Source organism: Kitasatospora sp. NPDC032150 (genome assembly GCF_055579945.1).
Genome location: NZ_JBVIMH010000025.1, coordinates 30,051 through 47,965 on the forward strand (window position 1 = coordinate 30,051; position 17,915 = coordinate 47,965).

General features: G+C 71.4%; 15 protein-coding genes and 1 pseudogene. 10 read left to right on the forward strand and 6 right to left on the reverse strand.

All coding sequences use genetic code 11. The features are described 5' to 3' along the window. The 9 genes from ACZ5ON_RS25790 to ACZ5ON_RS25830 form a co-directional block, all read left to right on the forward strand. Positions 1 to 362 (forward strand): acyl carrier protein (locus ACZ5ON_RS25790; RefSeq protein WP_465597238.1); only part of this gene is annotated, 362 nt, incomplete at its 5' end. Further along, a complete protein-coding gene (locus ACZ5ON_RS25795; RefSeq protein ID WP_465597241.1) occupies positions 359 to 1,132 on the forward strand; it encodes a thioesterase II family protein in 774 nt (257 codons plus the stop codon). The genes ACZ5ON_RS25790 and ACZ5ON_RS25795, both read left to right, overlap by 4 nt. Before the next feature lie 10 nt (positions 1,133 to 1,142). Next, entirely contained in the window at positions 1,143 to 2,198 is a 1,056-nt protein-coding gene (locus ACZ5ON_RS25800; RefSeq protein ID WP_465597244.1) for an aldo/keto reductase, read from the forward strand. A gap of 45 nt (positions 2,199 to 2,243) precedes the next feature. Then, on the forward strand, positions 2,244 to 4,586 hold the full coding sequence (locus ACZ5ON_RS25805) for an acyltransferase domain-containing protein (RefSeq protein WP_465597247.1): 2,343 nt from the start codon (positions 2,244 to 2,246) through the stop codon (positions 4,584 to 4,586). A gap of 69 nt (positions 4,587 to 4,655) precedes the next feature. Next, entirely contained in the window at positions 4,656 to 5,897 is a 1,242-nt protein-coding gene (gene ccrA / locus ACZ5ON_RS25810) for a crotonyl-CoA carboxylase/reductase (protein WP_465597250.1), read from the forward strand. 57 nt (positions 5,898 to 5,954) lie between these two features. Next, the gene (locus tag ACZ5ON_RS25815; protein ID WP_465597253.1) at positions 5,955 to 7,718 is read left to right on the forward strand and encodes a fatty acyl-AMP ligase; all 1,764 of its coding nucleotides are present in this window, start codon (positions 5,955 to 5,957) and stop codon (positions 7,716 to 7,718) included. Positions 7,719 to 7,851: 133 nt separating this feature from the next. Next, positions 7,852 to 8,733 carry a LysR family transcriptional regulator gene (locus tag ACZ5ON_RS25820; RefSeq protein WP_465597256.1) on the forward strand — a complete coding sequence of 294 codons (882 nt, stop codon included), beginning with the start codon at positions 7,852 to 7,854 and terminating at the stop codon, positions 8,731 to 8,733. 100 nt (positions 8,734 to 8,833) lie between these two features. After that, positions 8,834 to 10,165: a cytochrome ubiquinol oxidase subunit I gene (locus tag ACZ5ON_RS25825; protein WP_465597259.1), complete on the forward strand. Its 1,332-nt coding sequence runs from the start codon at positions 8,834 to 8,836 to the stop codon at positions 10,163 to 10,165. Between the two features lie 36 nt (positions 10,166 to 10,201). Continuing rightward, the gene (locus ACZ5ON_RS25830; RefSeq protein ID WP_465597262.1) at positions 10,202 to 11,206 is read left to right on the forward strand and encodes a cytochrome d ubiquinol oxidase subunit II; all 1,005 of its coding nucleotides are present in this window, start codon (positions 10,202 to 10,204) and stop codon (positions 11,204 to 11,206) included. 179 nt (positions 11,207 to 11,385) lie between these two features. On the opposite strand, the gene ACZ5ON_RS25835 is transcribed toward ACZ5ON_RS25830, so the two are convergent. Together ACZ5ON_RS25835 and ACZ5ON_RS25840 are read right to left on the reverse strand one after the other, a co-directional pair. Further along, a complete protein-coding gene (locus ACZ5ON_RS25835; protein ID WP_465597265.1) occupies positions 11,386 to 12,003 on the reverse strand; it encodes a maleylpyruvate isomerase family mycothiol-dependent enzyme in 618 nt (205 codons plus the stop codon). Positions 12,004 to 12,067: 64 nt separating this feature from the next. Continuing rightward, positions 12,068 to 13,486: an FAD-binding oxidoreductase gene (locus tag ACZ5ON_RS25840; RefSeq protein ID WP_465597268.1), complete on the reverse strand. Its 1,419-nt coding sequence runs from the start codon at positions 13,484 to 13,486 to the stop codon at positions 12,068 to 12,070. A gap of 71 nt (positions 13,487 to 13,557) precedes the next feature. On the opposite strand from ACZ5ON_RS25840, the gene ACZ5ON_RS25845 reads away from it, so the two are divergent. Then, on the forward strand, positions 13,558 to 14,490 hold the full coding sequence (locus ACZ5ON_RS25845) for a LysR family transcriptional regulator (protein ID WP_465597271.1): 933 nt from the start codon (positions 13,558 to 13,560) through the stop codon (positions 14,488 to 14,490). A gap of 62 nt (positions 14,491 to 14,552) precedes the next feature. On the opposite strand, the pseudogene ACZ5ON_RS25850 reads toward ACZ5ON_RS25845, so the two are convergent. The 4 genes and pseudogenes from ACZ5ON_RS25850 to ACZ5ON_RS25865 all read right to left on the reverse strand — a co-directional run. Next, positions 14,553 to 14,876: pseudogene (locus ACZ5ON_RS25850) on the reverse strand (rhodanese-like domain-containing protein); the annotation flags it as partial. A 213-nt stretch (positions 14,877 to 15,089) separates the two neighbouring features. Continuing rightward, the gene (locus tag ACZ5ON_RS25855) at positions 15,090 to 15,647 is read right to left on the reverse strand and encodes a DUF3291 domain-containing protein (RefSeq protein WP_465597274.1); all 558 of its coding nucleotides are present in this window, start codon (positions 15,645 to 15,647) and stop codon (positions 15,090 to 15,092) included. 584 nt (positions 15,648 to 16,231) lie between these two features. Next, positions 16,232 to 17,143: an SDR family oxidoreductase gene (locus tag ACZ5ON_RS25860; protein ID WP_465597277.1), complete on the reverse strand. Its 912-nt coding sequence runs from the start codon at positions 17,141 to 17,143 to the stop codon at positions 16,232 to 16,234. After that, positions 17,140 to 17,724, reverse strand: coding sequence for a TetR/AcrR family transcriptional regulator (locus ACZ5ON_RS25865; protein ID WP_465597415.1), 585 nt, complete (start codon positions 17,722 to 17,724; stop codon positions 17,140 to 17,142). The genes ACZ5ON_RS25860 and ACZ5ON_RS25865 overlap by 4 nt, the downstream gene beginning before the upstream one ends. Positions 17,725 to 17,915 lie beyond the last annotated feature (191 nt).

Genomic DNA, 17,915 nt, shown 5'->3' on the forward strand with positions numbered 1-17,915 from the left:
GCCGCGAGGCGTACCCGGTCGACATCAAGGCCCGCTCGCTCTTCCTGACCCCCACCGCCGCGGGCATCGCCGACCTCATCGAGCGTCAGCTGGCCGAGGGGACCCCGCTCGCCTTCGTCCTGCGCCTGTTCGGGCAGGCCCTCGGTCTGGATGACATCGAGCCCGATGAGAGCTTCTTCGACCTGGGCGGCGACTCGCTGATCGGCGCCAAGCTGCTCGCCGAGATCCGCGAGGCGTACCCGGTCGACATCAAGGCCCGCTCGCTCTTCCTGACCCCCACCGCCGCGGGCATCGCCGACCTCATCGAGCGTCAGCTGGCCGCCGGGGGCGACCAGCACAGCACAGACAAGGAGTCCCGATGACGGGCGGCGCGGACGTGACGTCCCCAGTGCTGACGGCAGCCGAGAGCCGCTGGCTGTCCAGCCGGAGGTCCAGGCAGGAGACCTTCATGGACCTCTACTGCTTCGCGCACGCGGGCGGCTCGGCCGGCGAGTTCATGCGCTGGTCCGACGGCCTGCCCGGGGTCAAGCTCTGGGCGGTGCGGATGCCGGGCCGGGCGCCGCGCGAGAGCGAGCCGCCGTACACCCGGATGACCGAATTGGTGGCCGACCTGGTCGAGCAGATCGACTTCAGCCGACGGGACTTCGCCTTCTTCGGCCACAGTCTCGGCGGCCTGGTGGCCTTCGAGGTCACCCGGGCGCTGCGCAAGGCCGGACGCAAGCTGCCGAGCCGGCTCCTGATCTCCTCGATGCAGCCGCCGCCGATCACCACGAAGAAGGGCGCGAGCCGGCTGTCCTCCGAGGGGTTGTTGGCCGAGATCGAGGGCCGCTGGGGCGCGCTGCCGCAGGAGATCCACGACGACCCGGAGCTCAAGGAGATCGTCCTCGGCTACCTGCGCTCCGACGCCGAGATCGCGGACACCTACGAGTACGCGGCCGAAGAGCCGCTGCCCGTTCCGATCACCGCGTTCGTCGGCTCCGAGGAGAACCGTGCGCAGCTGGACTGGCAGACGCACACCACGGCTGGACTCGACGCGCACGTCCTCGAGGGCGGCCACTTCTACTTCCGCGACGGGGAACAGCAGCGAGAACTGATCCGGCTCATCGGCCGGGCGACGAGCGCGGACGCGTAAGGGGACCGACATGCGTTACACAACCTTCGGCCGCAGGACCGGCCTGCGGGTGTCCGAGGTCGCGCTCGGCACCGCCAACTTCGGCACCCTCTGGGGCGGCGGTGCCACCAAGAGCGAGGCCCGCAAGGTGTTCGACAGGTTCGCCGACGCCGGCGGCACCCTGATCGACACCGCCGACAACTACCAGATCGGCGAGTCCGAGAAGCTGCTCGGCGAGTTCCTGGCGGCCGACCGCGACCACTACGTGGTGACGAGCAAGTTCTCCCTCGGCGCGGGCCGGGCCCGGATCTCCAGCACCGGCAACAGCCGCAAGAACATCCGCGTTTCGGTCGAGGCGAGCCTCAAGCGGCTGCGCACCGACCACCTGGACCTGTACTGGGCCCACCTGCCGGACGAGGTCACGCCGGTGGAGGAGGTTCTGACGGCGCTGGACGACCTGGTCCGCGACGGCAAGATCCTCCATGCCGGGCTGTCCAACTTCCCCGCGTGGCGGGTCAGTCGCGCTGCCACCATCGCCGAACTGCGCGGCTGGGCGCCACTGGTGGGTGTCCAGTTCGAGTACAGCCTGGCCGAGCGCGGCGCCGACCGCGAACTGCTGCCGATGGCCGAGGCCCTGGGCCTGGGCACCGCGCTGTGGTCCCCGCTCGGCGGTGGCCTGCTCACCGGCAAGTACCGGCACAGCCGTGAGGGTCGACTCAGTGACTGGGACGGCCTGGCCATCCGCCAGGAGGACAGCGAGCAGCGCACCGCCGTCCTCGACGCGGTCCTCGCCGTCGCCGAGGAGACCGGCCGCTCCGCGGTCCAGGTCGCCATCGGCTGGCTGCGCGCCAAGGCCGCCCGCTCGACGACGGCGATGGTGCCGGTGATCGGGCCCCGCACGGCCGACCAGCTGGACGAGTACCTCGCGGCCCTCGACCTGGCCCTCGACGACGCCCAGGTGGCCCGGCTGGACGAGGTCAGCGCGATCCGCCCCGGGCAGCCGTACGAGCTCGTCGCCGGCCACCGGGACACGGTGCTCGGCGTCGAGGACGGCCGCTTCATCCGCCCGGCGACCCCGGTTGCCTGAGGCCCCCAGAGAGGTCCCGAACGTGAAGAGGAGGGGCGGACCAGCATGACCGAATACGACCCTGCCGATGGTGGGGCGGAGATCGCCATCGTCGGCGTGGCGGCCCGCTTCGGGCCGGCGGCCGATGTCGAGGCCTTCCGGGAGCAGCCGCGCACGGCGGCCGGCCCGGACCTGGCCCTCGACGACCCGTACGCGTTCGACAACACGTTCTTCGGCATCTCCCCGCGCGAGGCCGTGATCATGGACCCGCAACAGCGGATCCTGTTGGAGTGCGCGTACCACGCACTGGAGGACGCGGGCGTCCAGGTCGCGGCCGACGATCTCGTGGTCGGCATCTACGCGGGCGGCGCCAGCACGTTGCACGCGGCGCGGCTGCGGGCCCGGGCCGACCGGTTGGTGCACGTGGACGACCGGGAGATCCGGGCGGCCACCGGTGCCGACTTCCTGGCCTCCCGGGCCGCCTACAAGCTGGGCCTGACCGGCCCGGCGGTGTCCGTCCAGGCGGCGGGCGCCACCGCCCTGGTGGCCGTGCACACGGCAGTCCAGGGCCTGCTCGGCGGCGAGTGCGACCTCGCGCTGGCGGGCGCGGTCACCGTGCAGGTCGCCCAGGACGGCGGCGCCGCCGGCGGCTGCGGGATCGTCGTGCTCAAGCCGCTGCGGGCGGCACTGGAGGACGGCGACCGGATCTACGGCGTCGTACGGGCCACGGCGGTCGGCACCGCCGGGCGGGGTGAGCAGCCGGAGGCCGCCCGGGCCCGGATCGCCCGGGACGCCCGCGCGGTCGGCGGGGTGAGTGCGGAGTCGGTCCTGATCCGTGACCTGCCGGCGGCTGGTGCGGACCTCACCGACACAGCTCCCGTGACGGCCGCGCTGATCGAGAGCGTGCTGGCGGTCCAGGACGGCGGGCTGCCGGGGGAGGCCGACGCCTGGCCGGCGGAGGACGGGTGCCGGCGGGTCGGGCTGAGCGCCGCCGGTCCGTTCGGCGGCCACGCCCACGCCATCGTCGAGCAGGCCCCGGCCGGCCGCGCCGGCGCGGACCGGCGGTCGGCCCCGGCCGGCGAGGGCTGGCAGCTGCTGCCCTTCTCGGCGAAGTCCGCGGCCGGGCTGGACGACCTGTCCGCCCGCCTCGGCCGCCACCTGGGGGGCGTCGGCGACGCCGAACTCCCGGACGCCGCTTGGACCTTGCAGACCGGCCGGACGGCCCACCCGCACCGCCGTTACGTGGTGGCCCGCACCGCTGCCGAGGCGGTCGAGGAGCTGGAGACCGCGAAGGCCCCGGGCCGGGCCGCCCGGAAGACGCGGCGCGAGGCGCCGCCGGTGGTCTTCACCTTCCCCGGCAACGGTGGCCAGCACCTGGGAATGACCCGCGAGCTCTACCGTGCCGACGCCCGGTTCCGTGCCGACATCGACGCCTGCTCCGAGCACGTCCTCGCCGAACAGGGCCTGGACCCGCGCCGGCTGGTCGACCCCGCACCGGACGACGAGGAGCGGGTGCGCAAGGAGCTGGCGCTCGGCATCATCGCCCAGACCGGCGTGTTCGTGGTCGAGTACGCCCTCGCCCGCGCCTTCGCGCGCTGGGGCGTGCGCCCCAGCGCCGTGGTCGGGCACAGCCTCGGCGCCTACGCGGCCGCCTGTGTGGCCGGGGTGTTCTCCTTCCCCGACGCGATCAAGCTGGTCGGCAAGCGCACCGACCTGCTCGCCGGTCTGAAGCCCGGCGCCATGGCGGCGGTCCGACTGCCCGAGGCCGACCTGCTCCCGCTGCTCCCGGAGGGCGTGGGCATCGGCGCGATCAGCGGACCGGACCAGGTGTCGGTCTCCGGCCCGAAGGACCTGGTCGAGCAGTTCGTCGAGGAGGCCGCGGCGGCCGGCCACGAGGTCCGGCTGCTGAAGATCCCCGGCGCCGGGCACTCCTCGCTGGTCGACCCGGTGCTGGACGAGTTCGAGGCGTTCGTGGCTGGCATCGAGCTCAACGAGCCGTCCGTCCCGGTCATTTCGGACACCACCGGCACCTGGGTCGAGCCCGCGCGGATCGCCACCCCCGGCTACTGGCGCGACCACATGCGCCGGACCGTCCGCTACCACGAGGTGCTCGACACGCTGGCCGCGATCCCGCACAGCGTCCTGGTCGAGTGCGGCCCCGGTACGAGCCTGTCCTCACTGGCCCGCCGCCACCCGCAGCTGCGCGAGGAGCACGAGATCCTGCAGGCGCTGCCGCATCCGACCGACCCGACCTCGGACGTGAAGATCCTGCTGGCCGCGCTGGGCGGCCTGTGGGCGGCCGGGGCCGACGTGGCCTGGCCGGAACTCCACGCGCCGCAGACCCCCCGGAAGACCGCCGTGCCCGGCTACCCGTTCCGGCGCACCGCCTTCCCGGTACCCGCGAACTGACGCACCCCTCCCCGGGCACGCCCGCACGCGCGCCCGGGGCCGGACCACCAACCGCAGGAGGCAACAACCATGGTGAAGTCCCTTTACGAGCTCGGCGAGATGCCCCCGCTCGGCGAGGTGCCCGAGAAGATGTACGCCAACCTGATCCGCCCGGACCGCTACGGCGAGCCGATCAAGTCCTTCGCCGTCGAGGTGATCGACACGCCCAAGCCGGGGCCCGGCCAGGTGCTGGTCTGGGTGATGGCGGCCGGCATCAACTACAACAACGTCTGGGCCGGGCTGGGCTTCCCGCTCGACGTCATCCGCGCCCGGCAGAAGGCGGGCGAGCCGGAGGACTTCCACATCGGCGGGTCCGAGGGATCCGGCGTGGTCTTCGCGGTCGGCGAGAACGTGGCCGGAGTCAAGGTCGGCGACCACGTGGTGCTCTCGGGCGGGCAGTGGGACGAGCACGCCGAGGACATCCGCCTGGGCACCGACCCGACTATGGCCGCCAGCACCAAGGCCTGGGGCTTCGAGTCCAACTACGGCTCCTTCGCCCAGTTCGCGCTGGTACAGGACTTCCAGTGCCACCCGAAGCCGAAGAACCTGACCTGGGAGTCGGCGGCCTCGTTCATCCTGACCGGCGCCACCGCCTACCGCCAGCTCTTCGGCTGGGCGGGCAACACGGTCCAGCCCGGTGACCCCGTGCTGGTCTGGGGCGGCGCGGGCGGCCTCGGCTCGATCGCCATCCAGCTGGTGCGCAACGCCGGCGGCCTGCCGGTCGCGGTGGTCTCCAGCGACGAGCGCGGCGAGTACTGCCGCAAGCTCGGTGCGGTCGGCTACATCGACCGCACCAAGTTCACCCACTGGGGCCGGATGCCCGACCTGATGGACCCCGCCTACGGTGAGTGGATGGGCCAGGTCCGCGCCTTCGGCAAGGCCTTCTGGCGGGAGCTCGGCGAGCGGCGCGCGCCGAGGATCGTGTTCGAGCACAGCGGCCAGGACACCATCCCCACCTCGATGTACCTGTGCGACACCGGCGGCATGGTGGTCATCTGCGGTGGCACCTCCGGCTACGCGGCCGACGTCGACCTGCGCTTCCTGTGGATGCGCCAGAAGCGCCTCCAGGGCTCCCACGGCTTCAACCCGTCGCAGGTGCGCGCCATGATCCAGCTGGTCTCGGCCGGGCTGGTCGACCCCTGCCTGTCCGACCCGTTCACCTTCGACAGGATCGGTGACGCGCACCAGCTGATGCACGAGAACCGTCAGCCCCCCGGCAACATGGCCGCCCTCGTCAACGCGTCCCGCGCGGGCCTGACCGACCTCGACTGACTGCCGCCTCCGGTCTGCCGGCGGACGCAAGGTCCCACCCACGACGAACGGACGGCCATGAGTACTGGAACCAGAACCGGACGGCGCCCGTCGCCGCTCACCGATATCCTCGCCCGCAGGGCCGGGGAGACCCCGGACCAGGTCGCCTACGTCCACCTCGTCAATGGCGAGGGACCGGGCGAGCAGACCACCTACCGGGAACTGCACGACGCCGTGCGGGGCCGGGCCGCTGCCCTCGCGCGGCTGGCCGGCAGCACGCCCAGCGCGGTGCTGATGTACCCCACCTGCCTGGAGTTCATCCGGGGTTGGCTGGCCTGCGCCACGGCCGGACTCCGGGGAGCACCGGTCCAGGTGCCGACCCGTGAGTACGGCGTGCAGCGGCTGCGCGGGATCGCCGACGACGCGGGCACCACGCTGGTGCTCACCACCCGTGCCGTGCGTGAGCAGGTGCTCGCGGACTTCGGGGGCCTGCCCGAGCTCGCCGGGCTCGAACTGATCGCCACCGACGAGTTGCCCGCCGTCGGAGAGCCGGCCCGGCTGCCCGGGGTGAGCCTGTCCGACGTGGCCCTGCTGCAGTACACCTCCGGCTCCACCGGCTCGCCCAAGGGCGTGATGGTCACCCACGGCAACTTCTGGGCCAACGCCGAGGAGACCGACGCCCTGTGGCCGGTCGGCGACGACGGCGTCATGGTCTCCTGGCTGCCGTTCTTCCACGACATGGGCCTGATGCTCGGTGTGGTGCTGCCGCTGTGGTCCGGCCACCCGGCCTACCTGATGGGCCCGGAGGCGTTCATCCGCCGCCCGGCCCGGTGGGTGGAGGCACTCTCGCGCTTCCGCGGCACGCACACCGCGGCGCCGAACTTCGCCTACGACCTGGTCGTGCGCAGTGGTCGACCCCGGCACCCGGTCGACCTCTCGCGCTGGCGGGTGGCGATCAACGGTGCCGAGCCGGTGCGCGCGGCGACGGTGGAACGTTTCACCGAGGCGTTCGCCGAGTACGGACTGCCCCCCACGGCCATGGCTCCCGCCTACGGCCTGGCCGAGAACACGCTCAAGGTGGCCGGCTGCCGGCCCGAGATCCGGGCGGCCGCGCTGCGGCTCGACGCCGAGGCGCTGCGCACCGGCCGGGTGGTGCCGGCGCCCGCCGCGGACGAGCAGGGCGAGGACCGGCCCACCGCCTCCGTGGTGAGCTGCGGGACCGTGGTCGGCGACACCCGGGTGCGGATCGTGGACCCGGCCACCGGGCTGGCCGTCGGCTCCGACCGGGTGGGCGAGATCTGGGTGGACGGCCCGTGCGTGACGGCCGGCTACACCGGCCGCGCGGAGGAGACCGAGCGGGTCTTCCGCGCCCGGATCACGGGTGAGGAGGGCGCCGTGACCTACCTGCGCACCGGGGACATGGGCTTCGTCCGCGGCGACGAGCTGTACGTCACCGGCCGCCTGAAGGACCTGATCATCATCAAGGGCCGCAACCACTACCCGCAGGACATCGAACGGACGGTGGAATCCAGCCATCCGCTGCTGCGGCCGGCGTCCTCCGCCGCGTTCCCGGTGGAGGACGGCGAGCGTGAGGCCGTGGTCGTCGTGGTCGAGGCCGACACCGCCGTGCTGAAGCGGATGGCCGAGGGCGAGATGGTGGCCGCGGTGCGCGAGGCGGTGCGGCGAAACCACCGGATCGACCTCGACGAGGTGGTGTTGATCCGTCGCGGCAACCTGCCGAAGACCACCAGCGGCAAGGTGCGCCGCCGGTACTGCCGGGATCTCTACCTGGCAGGCCGGCTGCAGAGGCTCGGCGGGAGGCTCGAACCGGTCGCGTCCTGACCGTGGTTCGCGCCGCGCGTCGCCCGTCCTCCCGCGGACGGGCGACGCGCGAGTTTCGACCATCGAACTCAGGTCAAACTCAAGTCCCATAAAAACCAGTGATGCTGACGAACCGGATGCCTAGACTCGCGGCATGGAGTTGCGTCAGTTGGAGTACTTCGTTGCCGTTGCCGAAGAAGGCAGCTTCACCAAGGCCGCCGCCCGGGTCTACGTGACCCAGCCGTGCGTGAGCGCGCAGGTGCGGAGGCTGGAACGGGAGCTGGGCCAGAACCTGCTGGACCGGAGCGGCCGTTCGGTGCAGCTGACCGAGTACGGGCTGGCCGCGCTGCCGCACGCACGCGTCGTGCTGGCCGCCGCCGACAGCCTGCGCAATGCCGTGGACGACCTCACCGGTGTGGTCCACGGCCAGGTCACGGTCGGCTCGGTCGCCTCCTCGCTGTCACTCAGCCTGCCCGAGGTGATCGCCGACTTCAGCGAGAAGTACCCGGCTGTCGAGATATCCCTGTCCGAGGGCAGTACCGAGCAACTGGTGGAGGCCACCCGTGCCGGCCGGGTCGATGTCGCCATCATCGGCCTGTCCGCCGACCCTCCGCCCGGGCTGGACGTGCAGGTCATCGCCGACGAGCCGCTGGTCGGCGCGGTCAGCCACGACCATCCGCTGGCCCAGCGGAGCACTGTCACCGTCGACGAGCTGCAGGACTACGCGCTGATGTGCCTGCCCGCCGGCAGCGGCCTGCGGGCGGCCTCCGACGCGGCCTGGGCGGCCGCGGGCATCAGCCCCCGGATCGCCTTCGAGGCGAGCGACCCGAGGGTGCTGGCCCAACTCGCCTCGCGCGGTCTCGGGGTGGCGATCCTGCCCGAGCCGTTCGTCAGCGCCAACGCGGATCAGTTGCACCCGGTGCGGATCCCCAGCCCGCACCTGCGCGCCCGGCTCGCGATCGCCTGGCGGCCCGGCGGCGGTCTCGGCCCCGCGGCCCGCGCCCTGGTCTCCTACACGCGTACCGTATTGATATGACGAGATCTCAAAAACCAATAACCGTAGCGACGTTAACGCGTGACGCGGCCAGGCTCGCCCACCGTTCGCAGGCGGGAACCCGTTCATCGGAGAATGACACGTGACGGAAGTTGATCTGGCGCGACTGCAGTTCGCGACCACAGCGACCTTGCACTTCCTGTTCGTCGCCCTCACCCTCGGGCTGGTCACGGTGGTCGCGTGCATGCAGACCAGGGGGCTGCGCACCACCGACCCGGAGCTGCGCGCGACCCGGATGCGCCGGGTGCGCTTCTGGGGCGGCCTCTACGTCATCAACTACGCGCTCGGCATCATCAGCGGCCTGGCCCAGGAATTCCAGTTCGGTCTCAACTGGTCCGGGTTGTCCCGCGTCATGGGCAACATCGTCGGGGCGCCGATGGCGGTGGAGACCATCGTCGCGTTCTTCCTCGAGTCGACCTTCCTGGGCCTGTGGGCGTTCGGCTTCAACCGGCTGCCGGCCCGCGTGCACGCCGTGTTGATCTGGCTGGTCGCCCTGACCGCGTACGCCTCGGCATTCTGGATCATGGTGGTGAACGGCTTCCTGCAGAAGCCGGTCGGCTATGAGATGCGCAACGGTGCGGCCGAGGTGACGGACTGGTTCGCGGTCCTCACCAACGAGGCCACCTGGATCGCCCTGGCGCACATCGCCGGTGCGGTGTCCGTGCTGGCGGGGCTGTTCCTCGCCGCCGTCAGCGCCTACCACATCCGCCGGGGCCGGGAAGTGGAGTTCTTCCGCCCGACCCTGGTGCAGGGCTCGCTGCTGGCCACGATCGGCGCCTTCGTGGCGATCGCGGTCGGCTTCGCGTCCTACGGGCCGCTGAAGGACTACCAGCCCGCCAAGTTCGGGATCCTCACCGGCGAGCACGACGAGGTGGAGAAGGCCAAGGCCGCGGCCGAGGCCCTGCACGGGGTCGGCGACTGGGCGCCCCCGTCCTGGATCACCGGTCCGTCCAACCTGATGATGGTGATCGGCGTCCTGGTGCTGCTGCTCGGCTGGATCCCGGCCACTGCGGCACGGGGCGGCAGCAAGCCACTGTCCGCCAGGACCTTCCGGCTCCGGCTGGCCGTGATCCTGCTGCCGCTCGCCCCGCTGGGCCTGATCTGCGGCTGGCTCACCCGTGAGGTCGGCCGCCAGCCCTGGATGGTCACCGGCGAACTCACCGTCAAGCAGGCGATCGGCGACGTGTCGTGGGGAGGGATGCTCGCCTCGTACCTCGCCTTCACCGTCGTCCTGACCGTCCTGGCGGTCGTCGACATCTCGCTACTGCGCCACTACGCCCTGCTCGGCCCGGACGGCGGGTTGCTCGCCGCCGACGACCTCTTCCCGGTGGACGAACGGCGGCCGGACGGCGGCGCGCCCGTGGCCGTCGGAGCGGGCGGACCAGGGGGGACGAGTGTTCCGCACACCTACTGATCCTGCCCAATACGCCCGGTTGACGGAGACTTGCTGATGGACATCTTCTGGTACGCGCTGGTCGGCCTGCTCCTGGTGGGCTATCTGACCCTGGAGGGCGCGGACTTCGGCGTCGGCATGCTGATCCCGTTCGCCCGTGACGAGGCCGACCGCGCGCGGATGCGCCGCTCCGTCGTGCCGCTGTTCCTGGCGAACGAGGTGTGGCTGGTCGCCTTCGTCGGTCTGCTGTTCGGCGCCCTGCCCCTGCTGGAAGGGGAGTTGCTGGCCGGTCTGCGGATCCCGGTGACCCTGCTGCTGCTCGCCTGGTTGCTGCGCGACGCCGCGCTCTGGTTCCGCTCCGCGCACCCGGGCGCCGGCTGGCGTCGGGCCTGGGACGCCGTGCTGCCCGTCGCCAGCCTGGTGCTGGCGGCCGGCTGGGGCGTGGTGTTCTCGGTGTTGATCCGCGGGCTGTCCATCGGTGGCGGCGGGCAGCCCACCGCGACCCTCGGCGACCTGCTGCACCCGTTCACGCTGGGCAGCGCGGCCGTCGTGGTGCTGGCGAGCCTGCGGCAGGGCATCTTCTTCACGGCTCTGTCAGCCGGGGGCGACAACCCGCTCGGCGAGCGGGCGGACCGGCTGGCCAAGCAGCTCAGCCTGGCGCTGGCCGGACTGATCCTGCTCACCGCGGTCATCGGCCTGGTGACCTGCGACGCGAAGGTGGCGGTGGCGATCAACGGGCTCTTCCCGGCGATCGCGGTGCTCGGCTCCGGACGGGACTACGCCAACGGGAAGACCGTCCGGGCGCTGGCGCGCGGTGCGGCCCCGCTCATCGCGCTGCCGGTCAGTGTCGGCATCGCCAACGGAACCACGGTCCTGGCGACCCGCTCGGGGGTGGGGGAGTTGAGCCTCGGCGACGCCGTCGCGGCCTCCTCCACACTCACCCTGCTGGCGGTGACGGTGCTGCCGGCGCTGGTCGCGGTGGCCTTCGCCCAGGCCTGGTTCTGGCGGGTCTTCGCGCCGGGTCGGTCGATGGGACGGGCACCGGAGCCGGTGGCGGGCTGAACGCCTTGACGTCCTGATCGGGTGACACCCCGGATGCCTGGTGTCGGACGCGGAGAAGCCGTTCCGCCCGTACTACGGGGGTAAGTACGGGCGGAACGGCCCGACTGCCGGCCTACTGGGGTTGGCGGACAGTCAGTCTGTGGCGGCGGCCGCGGACGGCGCGGGCAGGCCGGATGGGGTCAGGCCGCGACGAAGCGGGCGGCCAGCTCGCCGCCCAGGCGACCGGCGGGCACCTTGCGGCCGTACACGACCAGCAGGAGGTCCTGCGCGCAGCCGGACACCGGGGCGCCGGCCCCGAAGGACCAGTCGAGATCGTCGGCGGTCAGCCGGACCCCGTCGAGCTCGGCACCGAAGAACTTGAGCGTCCTGGTGCCCACGCCGGCCAGGACGGCCTCGACTCGCTCCAGCGGCACCTTGCGCTCCAAGCCCAGCGGTACCGTGATGTCCAGGCCGTGGATCACGTCGTGGCCCAGGGCCGCGGTGATCCCGCCTACCGGGGGAGTCCACGGGTGGTCCGCGTTGTCCCGCAGAGTGGCGGCCATCTGGTGCTCCGTCATGGCTGCCGCATCCCGGCGGGCGACCCGGTCGCCCATCCGGTTCAGGTTGCCTCCGGCCTTCACCAGCTCGAGCGCCACCTGCGGGAACGAGTAGCGGAACCCCACTGACATGTGGGCCGCGACCTCGCGGACCCGCCACCCCTCGCACAGCGTCGGCGCGTCCCACTGCTCGGGTGAGAGGCCGTCCAGGACGTCGGCCAACTCCCGGCGCTCGGCCGCGATCGCGCTTCGGATGTCCATGCTGCTCTCCTGTCGTGCGGCGGCCGGCCGGAGTACCGACGGTTCTCCGGCCGACCGCCCGGTGTCACTCGGCGCCGGGGCCGCCGTCCGCCTCGGCGGACTTCGACTCGGGGCGGATGTTGCGGTTGAACCGGAACATGTTCCGGGGATCGTGCGCGGCCTTCAGCGCGGCCAGCCGCTCGTAGGTGGTCGCCTGGTAGCCGAAGCGGGTCTGCGCCTCGTCCGCGTGCTCGCCGTCGCCGTAGAGGAAGGCCAGGCTGTGACCGAGCGTCCATGGCGCGAGAGCCTCGCGCAGCAGCGCGTGCCGCTCGCGGATCGCGTCCGGGCCGACTCCGCCGAAGCCCGGCGAGGAGAGCACCCGGACGACGTACTCCGCCTCGCGGTGGTCCACCGCGATCCCGCCCGGCCCGGCGGTGCGCAGCGCGCCGCCCAGGTGGCGGATGTCCACCAGGCACGGCACCGGGGACGTCGGGCCGGCCACGTCCAGCACCGCGCGCACCGCCTCCGCCGGGAACTCCCCGAGCAGCGCGTTGGTCGCGGCGTACGGGTGCGGGTCGGCCGGGTCCTGGTGGATCGCCGCGCACTGGGTGTACGGGAGGGTCTGCAGGCTGTCGATCATCCGGTCGCCGACCGCGCGCAGCGGTGCGACCAGGCGCTCGCCCTCCTCGGCCGGTCCGTTGTGGACGATCCGGACGGACGCCACGTACCGGCCGCGCATCGGGGCGGGGACCGGCGGGATGTCGGGGAAGCCGATCAAGGTGACCGAGGAGGTCAACTCGTCAGGAACCGTGGCGCTCCACTGCCGCCAGGTCTCCACCGCCTGCTCGACCAGCGGTGTGTCGAAGACCAACTGGCCGCCGAAGACGGTGCGGACCGGGACCAGGTCGGTCTCCAGGGCGGTGACGACACCGAAGTTGCCGCCGCTGCCCAGGACCGCGCCGAACAGCTCGTCGCCCGCCTCGAGCCGGCGCAGCTCGCCGTCGGCGGTGACGATTTCGATTGCCCGCACGTGGTCAGCCGCGTAGCCGAACTGCCGGGCCATCAGCCCGATTCCGCCACCGAGGGTGTAGCCGACGACGCCGACGGTCGACGAGGAGCCGTTGAGCGGGGCCAGCCCGTGCTCGCCGGCGGCCGCGATCAGCTCGGCGGCCCGAACTCCGGCGCCGATCCGGGCCGTTCCTCTGTCGGGGTCGATCACCAGCTCGGTCAGCCGGCGGGTGCTGATCAGCACCGCGTCCTGGCCGGCCACCGACAGGCCGTGCCCGGTCGACTGGACCGCGACCGGCAGGTCCTCACGCGCCGCGTAGGACACGGCCGCGCGGACGTCGTCGGCGTCGGCCGCACCGACCACCAGCAACGGCTGGTGGCTGTAGGCCGCTTGGAAGCCGGAGACCTCGTCTTCGTACCCGGCATCGCCCGGACGAAAGACCGGGCCGTGAAATGTGGGTAATTCTTGCGAATTCCGGTGGTTGGCGTTCCCCATGGCTTCAGCATGCCAGCACGGTTTGCCATAGGTCCAATACTTCGCAGGTCTCGTAACTAGAATCGGCAGTTATGGAATTCCGTCAGCTGCAGTACTTCGTTGCCGTGGTGGAGGAAGCCAACTTCACCCGGGCCGCCGCCCGGCTCCGGCTCGCCCAACCGGGAATCAGCAATCAGATCCGACAACTGGAGCGGGAACTCGGGCAACAGCTGCTGGATCGTTCCGGCCGCTCGGTGACCGTCACCGAGGCCGGGCGGGCCGTCCTGCCGTACGCGCGCGCCGCGATCGCCGCGTTCGACGGCGTCCGGCAGGCGGTGGACGAGTTCACCGGGCTGCTGCGTGGTCGCGTCCGAATCGGTCTGGTTCCCGGCACCGCCACCCACGAGCTCGACGTCGCCTCGGTGCTCGCCGACTTCCACGACGAGCACCCGCAGATCGAGATCACCCTCAGCGAGGACACCTCCGAGCGGATGCACGCCGCGCTGTACAGTGGCGAACTCGACTTCGCGCTGGTGGGGTTGACGGACACCGAATCATCGCCGGGCCTGTCGCACCAGATCGTCATCGACACCCCGCTGGTCGCCGTCCTCGCTCCGGAGGACCCGCTGGTCGGGTGCACCGAGGGCACCGAGATCCCGATGGCCGCCCTGCGCGATCGCCCGCTGATCACCCTGCCGCGCGGCACCGGTCTGCGCGGTGTCCTCGACCGGGCCTGCGCCGCCGCGGGCTTCCAGCCGCGCATCGCCTTCGAGGCGGCCACCCCGTACCTGCTCGCTCAACTGGCCGTCCGCGGACTGGGCGTGGCCGTGCTGCCGGCCCTCCCGGAGGGCACGGCGGCTGCGCTGGGCCTGCGCTCGCTGGAACTGGTCGCCCCGCAGCCGCGCGGCCGGATCGCGCTGACCTGGCGCAGCGACGGCCCCGCCGGCACTGCAGCAAGATCCTTGCTCCAACGGCTCCGGGCGGAACTCCCGTCCCCCGGACCGGTGAACCGCACGTCTTTTTGACGCCGTGACACCGCGGCCACCATGGCCTCGCGCTTTCACGAAGCCGGCTGCCCGGTAGCTGATCAGAACTTGCCGGGCTCGGCGCCGGTCACGACCGGCAGACCGGAGGGCAGGCCCCACTCGCTCCAGGAACCGTCGTACACCGCGAGATCGCGGTAGCCGGCCAGCTCGGCACCGAGGGCGAGCACACAAGCGGTGACACCGGAGCCGCAGCTGAACAGCAGCCGCTCGCGGTCGCCGGCCGCCTCGGCGAAGGCGGAGCGGAGCTCCTCGGCGGGCAGCATCCGGCCGTCGGCCTGCAGTTCGGTGAACGGCAGGTTGGCGGCGCCGGGCATGTGGCCGCCGCGCAGGCCGGGCCGGGGCTCGGACTCGGTGCCCGCAGGCCGGTCCCATCGGGCCGACCGCGCGACACGGACCAGGGTGGTTCGGCCGGGGCATCGGGTAGCACAGTGCCATCCGTTGGATCTCACGGCACAACTCATCCAGCTGTTCCCGACTCACGGGCGGGGGCAGCAGTTCCAGTCTCAGGTCCACGACTCGGATCATGTCCGCCAGCGCCGACACGCCTGACAGCAAATCCAGTCGTTCAGGCTTCCTTGTCAGCGAACCTGGTCGCTCTTCGGCCCGATGTTTTTGATCCTGGTCGGAGCTCCGTCCGGGGCGAACGAGTGGTGGAAGGTGAAGGCGTGCGGCACGGAGCCCTGGTCGTGGAGGTGCTCCAGCCTGGAAGCCCCGTCCCGCCAGGTGGGTATCACGCCGTCGGAGACCCACCAGAACACGTAATTTGGGTGCCCTGTCCTCTCGAACCAGTCGTAACGCCTGTTCAGCGCCTCACGGTGCAGACCGGTGTAGATGGCGTCGAAGGCGGGGCGCAGGTCGGTCCAGAGTGAGAGGGTCGTGGCCAGGGAGGTGGTTTCCGGCGTACGGCCCTTGCCGTACCAGGTCGGTACGGCGAACTCTCCCCATGCACCCCAGTCCGCCTCGAAGAGCGTGCCCCGGTCAGCGTCTGCCGCTTCAGCATGCGCGAGGTATCCGGGGTGCTGGCTGATCTTCCGGTAGACGGCCTCACCAATGTCGTAGAACTCGCGCGTGAGAGGTGCGGGATCGGCGAGAGGTGACTTCAGGACGCCGAATGTGTACAGAGCAAGATGGGGCATGCGTCTCTCCCTGGTTGGGGCTGCCTGGCGTGGATCCGGTTCGGTGGCTTACGCATGGGGGCGAGGGTTCGTGGAGCGTGACCGACTCATCCCGTCGCGGGTGGCCCAGCTTGAAGGAACTCCTGTGGGACCGTGGGCGATCGCCGAAGACCAGGTAAAGATAGCTGCCTCTGCGAGCCATGTCGAAGTTGCAATTTCCTTGTCCAAGTGGCCTCTTGCACAGTCCTTGCGGGAGCTTGGGGCGGCGGCGCCGCCTGTCTCCGTGGAAGCCCGCATCGGCCCGGCGAATGCCGAGAAGCAGCATCGACAACCCCACTCAAGCCGGTGTGCCGGGGCGACGTCAGCGACGTTGTCGCGTGGTTCACCCGCATGGCCCTCGCCTGCCCCGGTGCGAGGGTGGGATGGCAGCGGCAGGTCGCCCCCTGCCGGCCCTGCCTGACCGCCTTGGCTGTCGGTCCGGAAGCATCGTTCAGAACCGCTGCGGTGTCAGCCCGTCTCGGCCGCAGTGCCCGAGACCTGCGCTACGGCGGAGACCGACGAGGGGACTTCGGTACAGGATCACGCCGGTGCGTTGCGCTGTGGTGTCACAGAGGGTCTCCCAGCGGCCCATGGTCCTCCTCCAAGGAGTTGGCCCAGTGGGCGGCGAAGTCCGGTTGTGTGCCGTCGGCATCGGTGAACCCGTACTCCTTGTAAAGGTCCCAGGTGGCCAGGGCTCGCCCACTCTTGGCCATGATGTCGGGGTCGGCGGCCAGCGCGGCAACCGCACGCCCCAGGTAGGCGGGGGTTTCGGAGTGGGCGAAGTTCGGGTCCTTGGCCGCGCCGTCCAGCCAGTTGGCCTCGGTCACTCCGAAGTGTTCCAGCATGGCCTCCGAGCGCAGGAAGCCCGGTGTGATCGCGACGGCCGCGATGTCGTGCGCCTTCAGCTCGGCGGCCTGTGCGACGGCGAGGCGGATCACCGCGGACTTCGCGAGGTCGTAGAAGAACGAGCCACGGTAGCGGGCGGTGTTTCCGTCGGTGACCTCCACGACCAGACCGTTCCTGCGGGCGACCATCAGCGGCAGTGCGAACCGGCTGGTGATCACGTGGGTCTCCACCGCTCGCCGTAGCAGCCGAAGTCCGGTGTCGAGGTCCTGCTCCCACAACGGGTGCGCCCAGTCCGTCAGTTGGTCCCCGCCCCATACGGAGTTGACCAGGATGTCGAGCCGCCCGTCCTGTTCGGCCGCGATCCGGTCAATCAGGGCACGGACTTCCTCCGGGCGGCTGTGGTCGGTGCGGACAGGGATGCCGAGGCCGCCGGCGGCGGTGATCTTCTCGGCGGTCTCCTCGATGGTTTCCGGGCGGTCCAGGTCGGAGCGTGCGGCCATGGTGCTGCGACCGGTGACGTACACCGTCGCGCCGGCTGCCCCGAGCTCGCCGGCGATACCCCGCCCGCCGCCTCGGGTACCGCCGGCGACCAGGGCCACCTTCCCCGCCAACGGCCGTGTGGCGTTCATCATGATTCCTCCAGGTCGTGGCTGCGGAGGGGCGGGATGTGCGGGGCCAGTACGTTGTCGAGCTCTTGCCGGAGCCGCCGCGCGAGGGTGCCTTGGCGGTCGAGCGCCCATGTGAGGCCCGCACCGGCGGTGATCGCCTGGACGGACCCCGCCAACGCTGCGACGTCCGTCCCGTCCTGGAGCTCGCCTGCGGAGACAGCCTCCGCCAGCAGTGACCGGATCACTCGACCCTGGGCCTGGTGAACGGCCAAGGCATGCTCGTAAAGCTGCGGATCCGCGAGGTCCGTACACAGGAACGCCAGATGGTTCGCGAAGCTCTCAGGCGTGGCCATCGGAGCCATGGACTCCACCACCAGCGCCGCCATCGCCCCGAGCACCGATTCGTGCTCCTCCCGCACCCGCCCGTGCAGCACGTCCGCGTCCTTCGCGGACTGCTCGGCGAGTGCCACAAGCAGGCCGTGCTTGGATCCGAACCGCTGCACGAGGGTGCCGGGCACCAGCCCGACCTCGCGAGCCACGGCAGCCAGAGTCAGCCCTGCAGGACCCACCCGGCCGATCACCTCGGCCGTCGCACGCAAGATCACTACATCCTCGACCCCTCGGGGACGTCCGGCCACCGCCACTCCTCATTAATAAATGCTTGTTCATTTATTAAACCCCGCGATCGCCCGCCTGACAAACCGGCATGGGTCGCGACCGTGCTCGCAATGCTGTCCGTGCCTGCCGAGCTCCAGCGTGAGCCGATCGCGCTCGCCGCGAGCGGCGGACGCGCCGC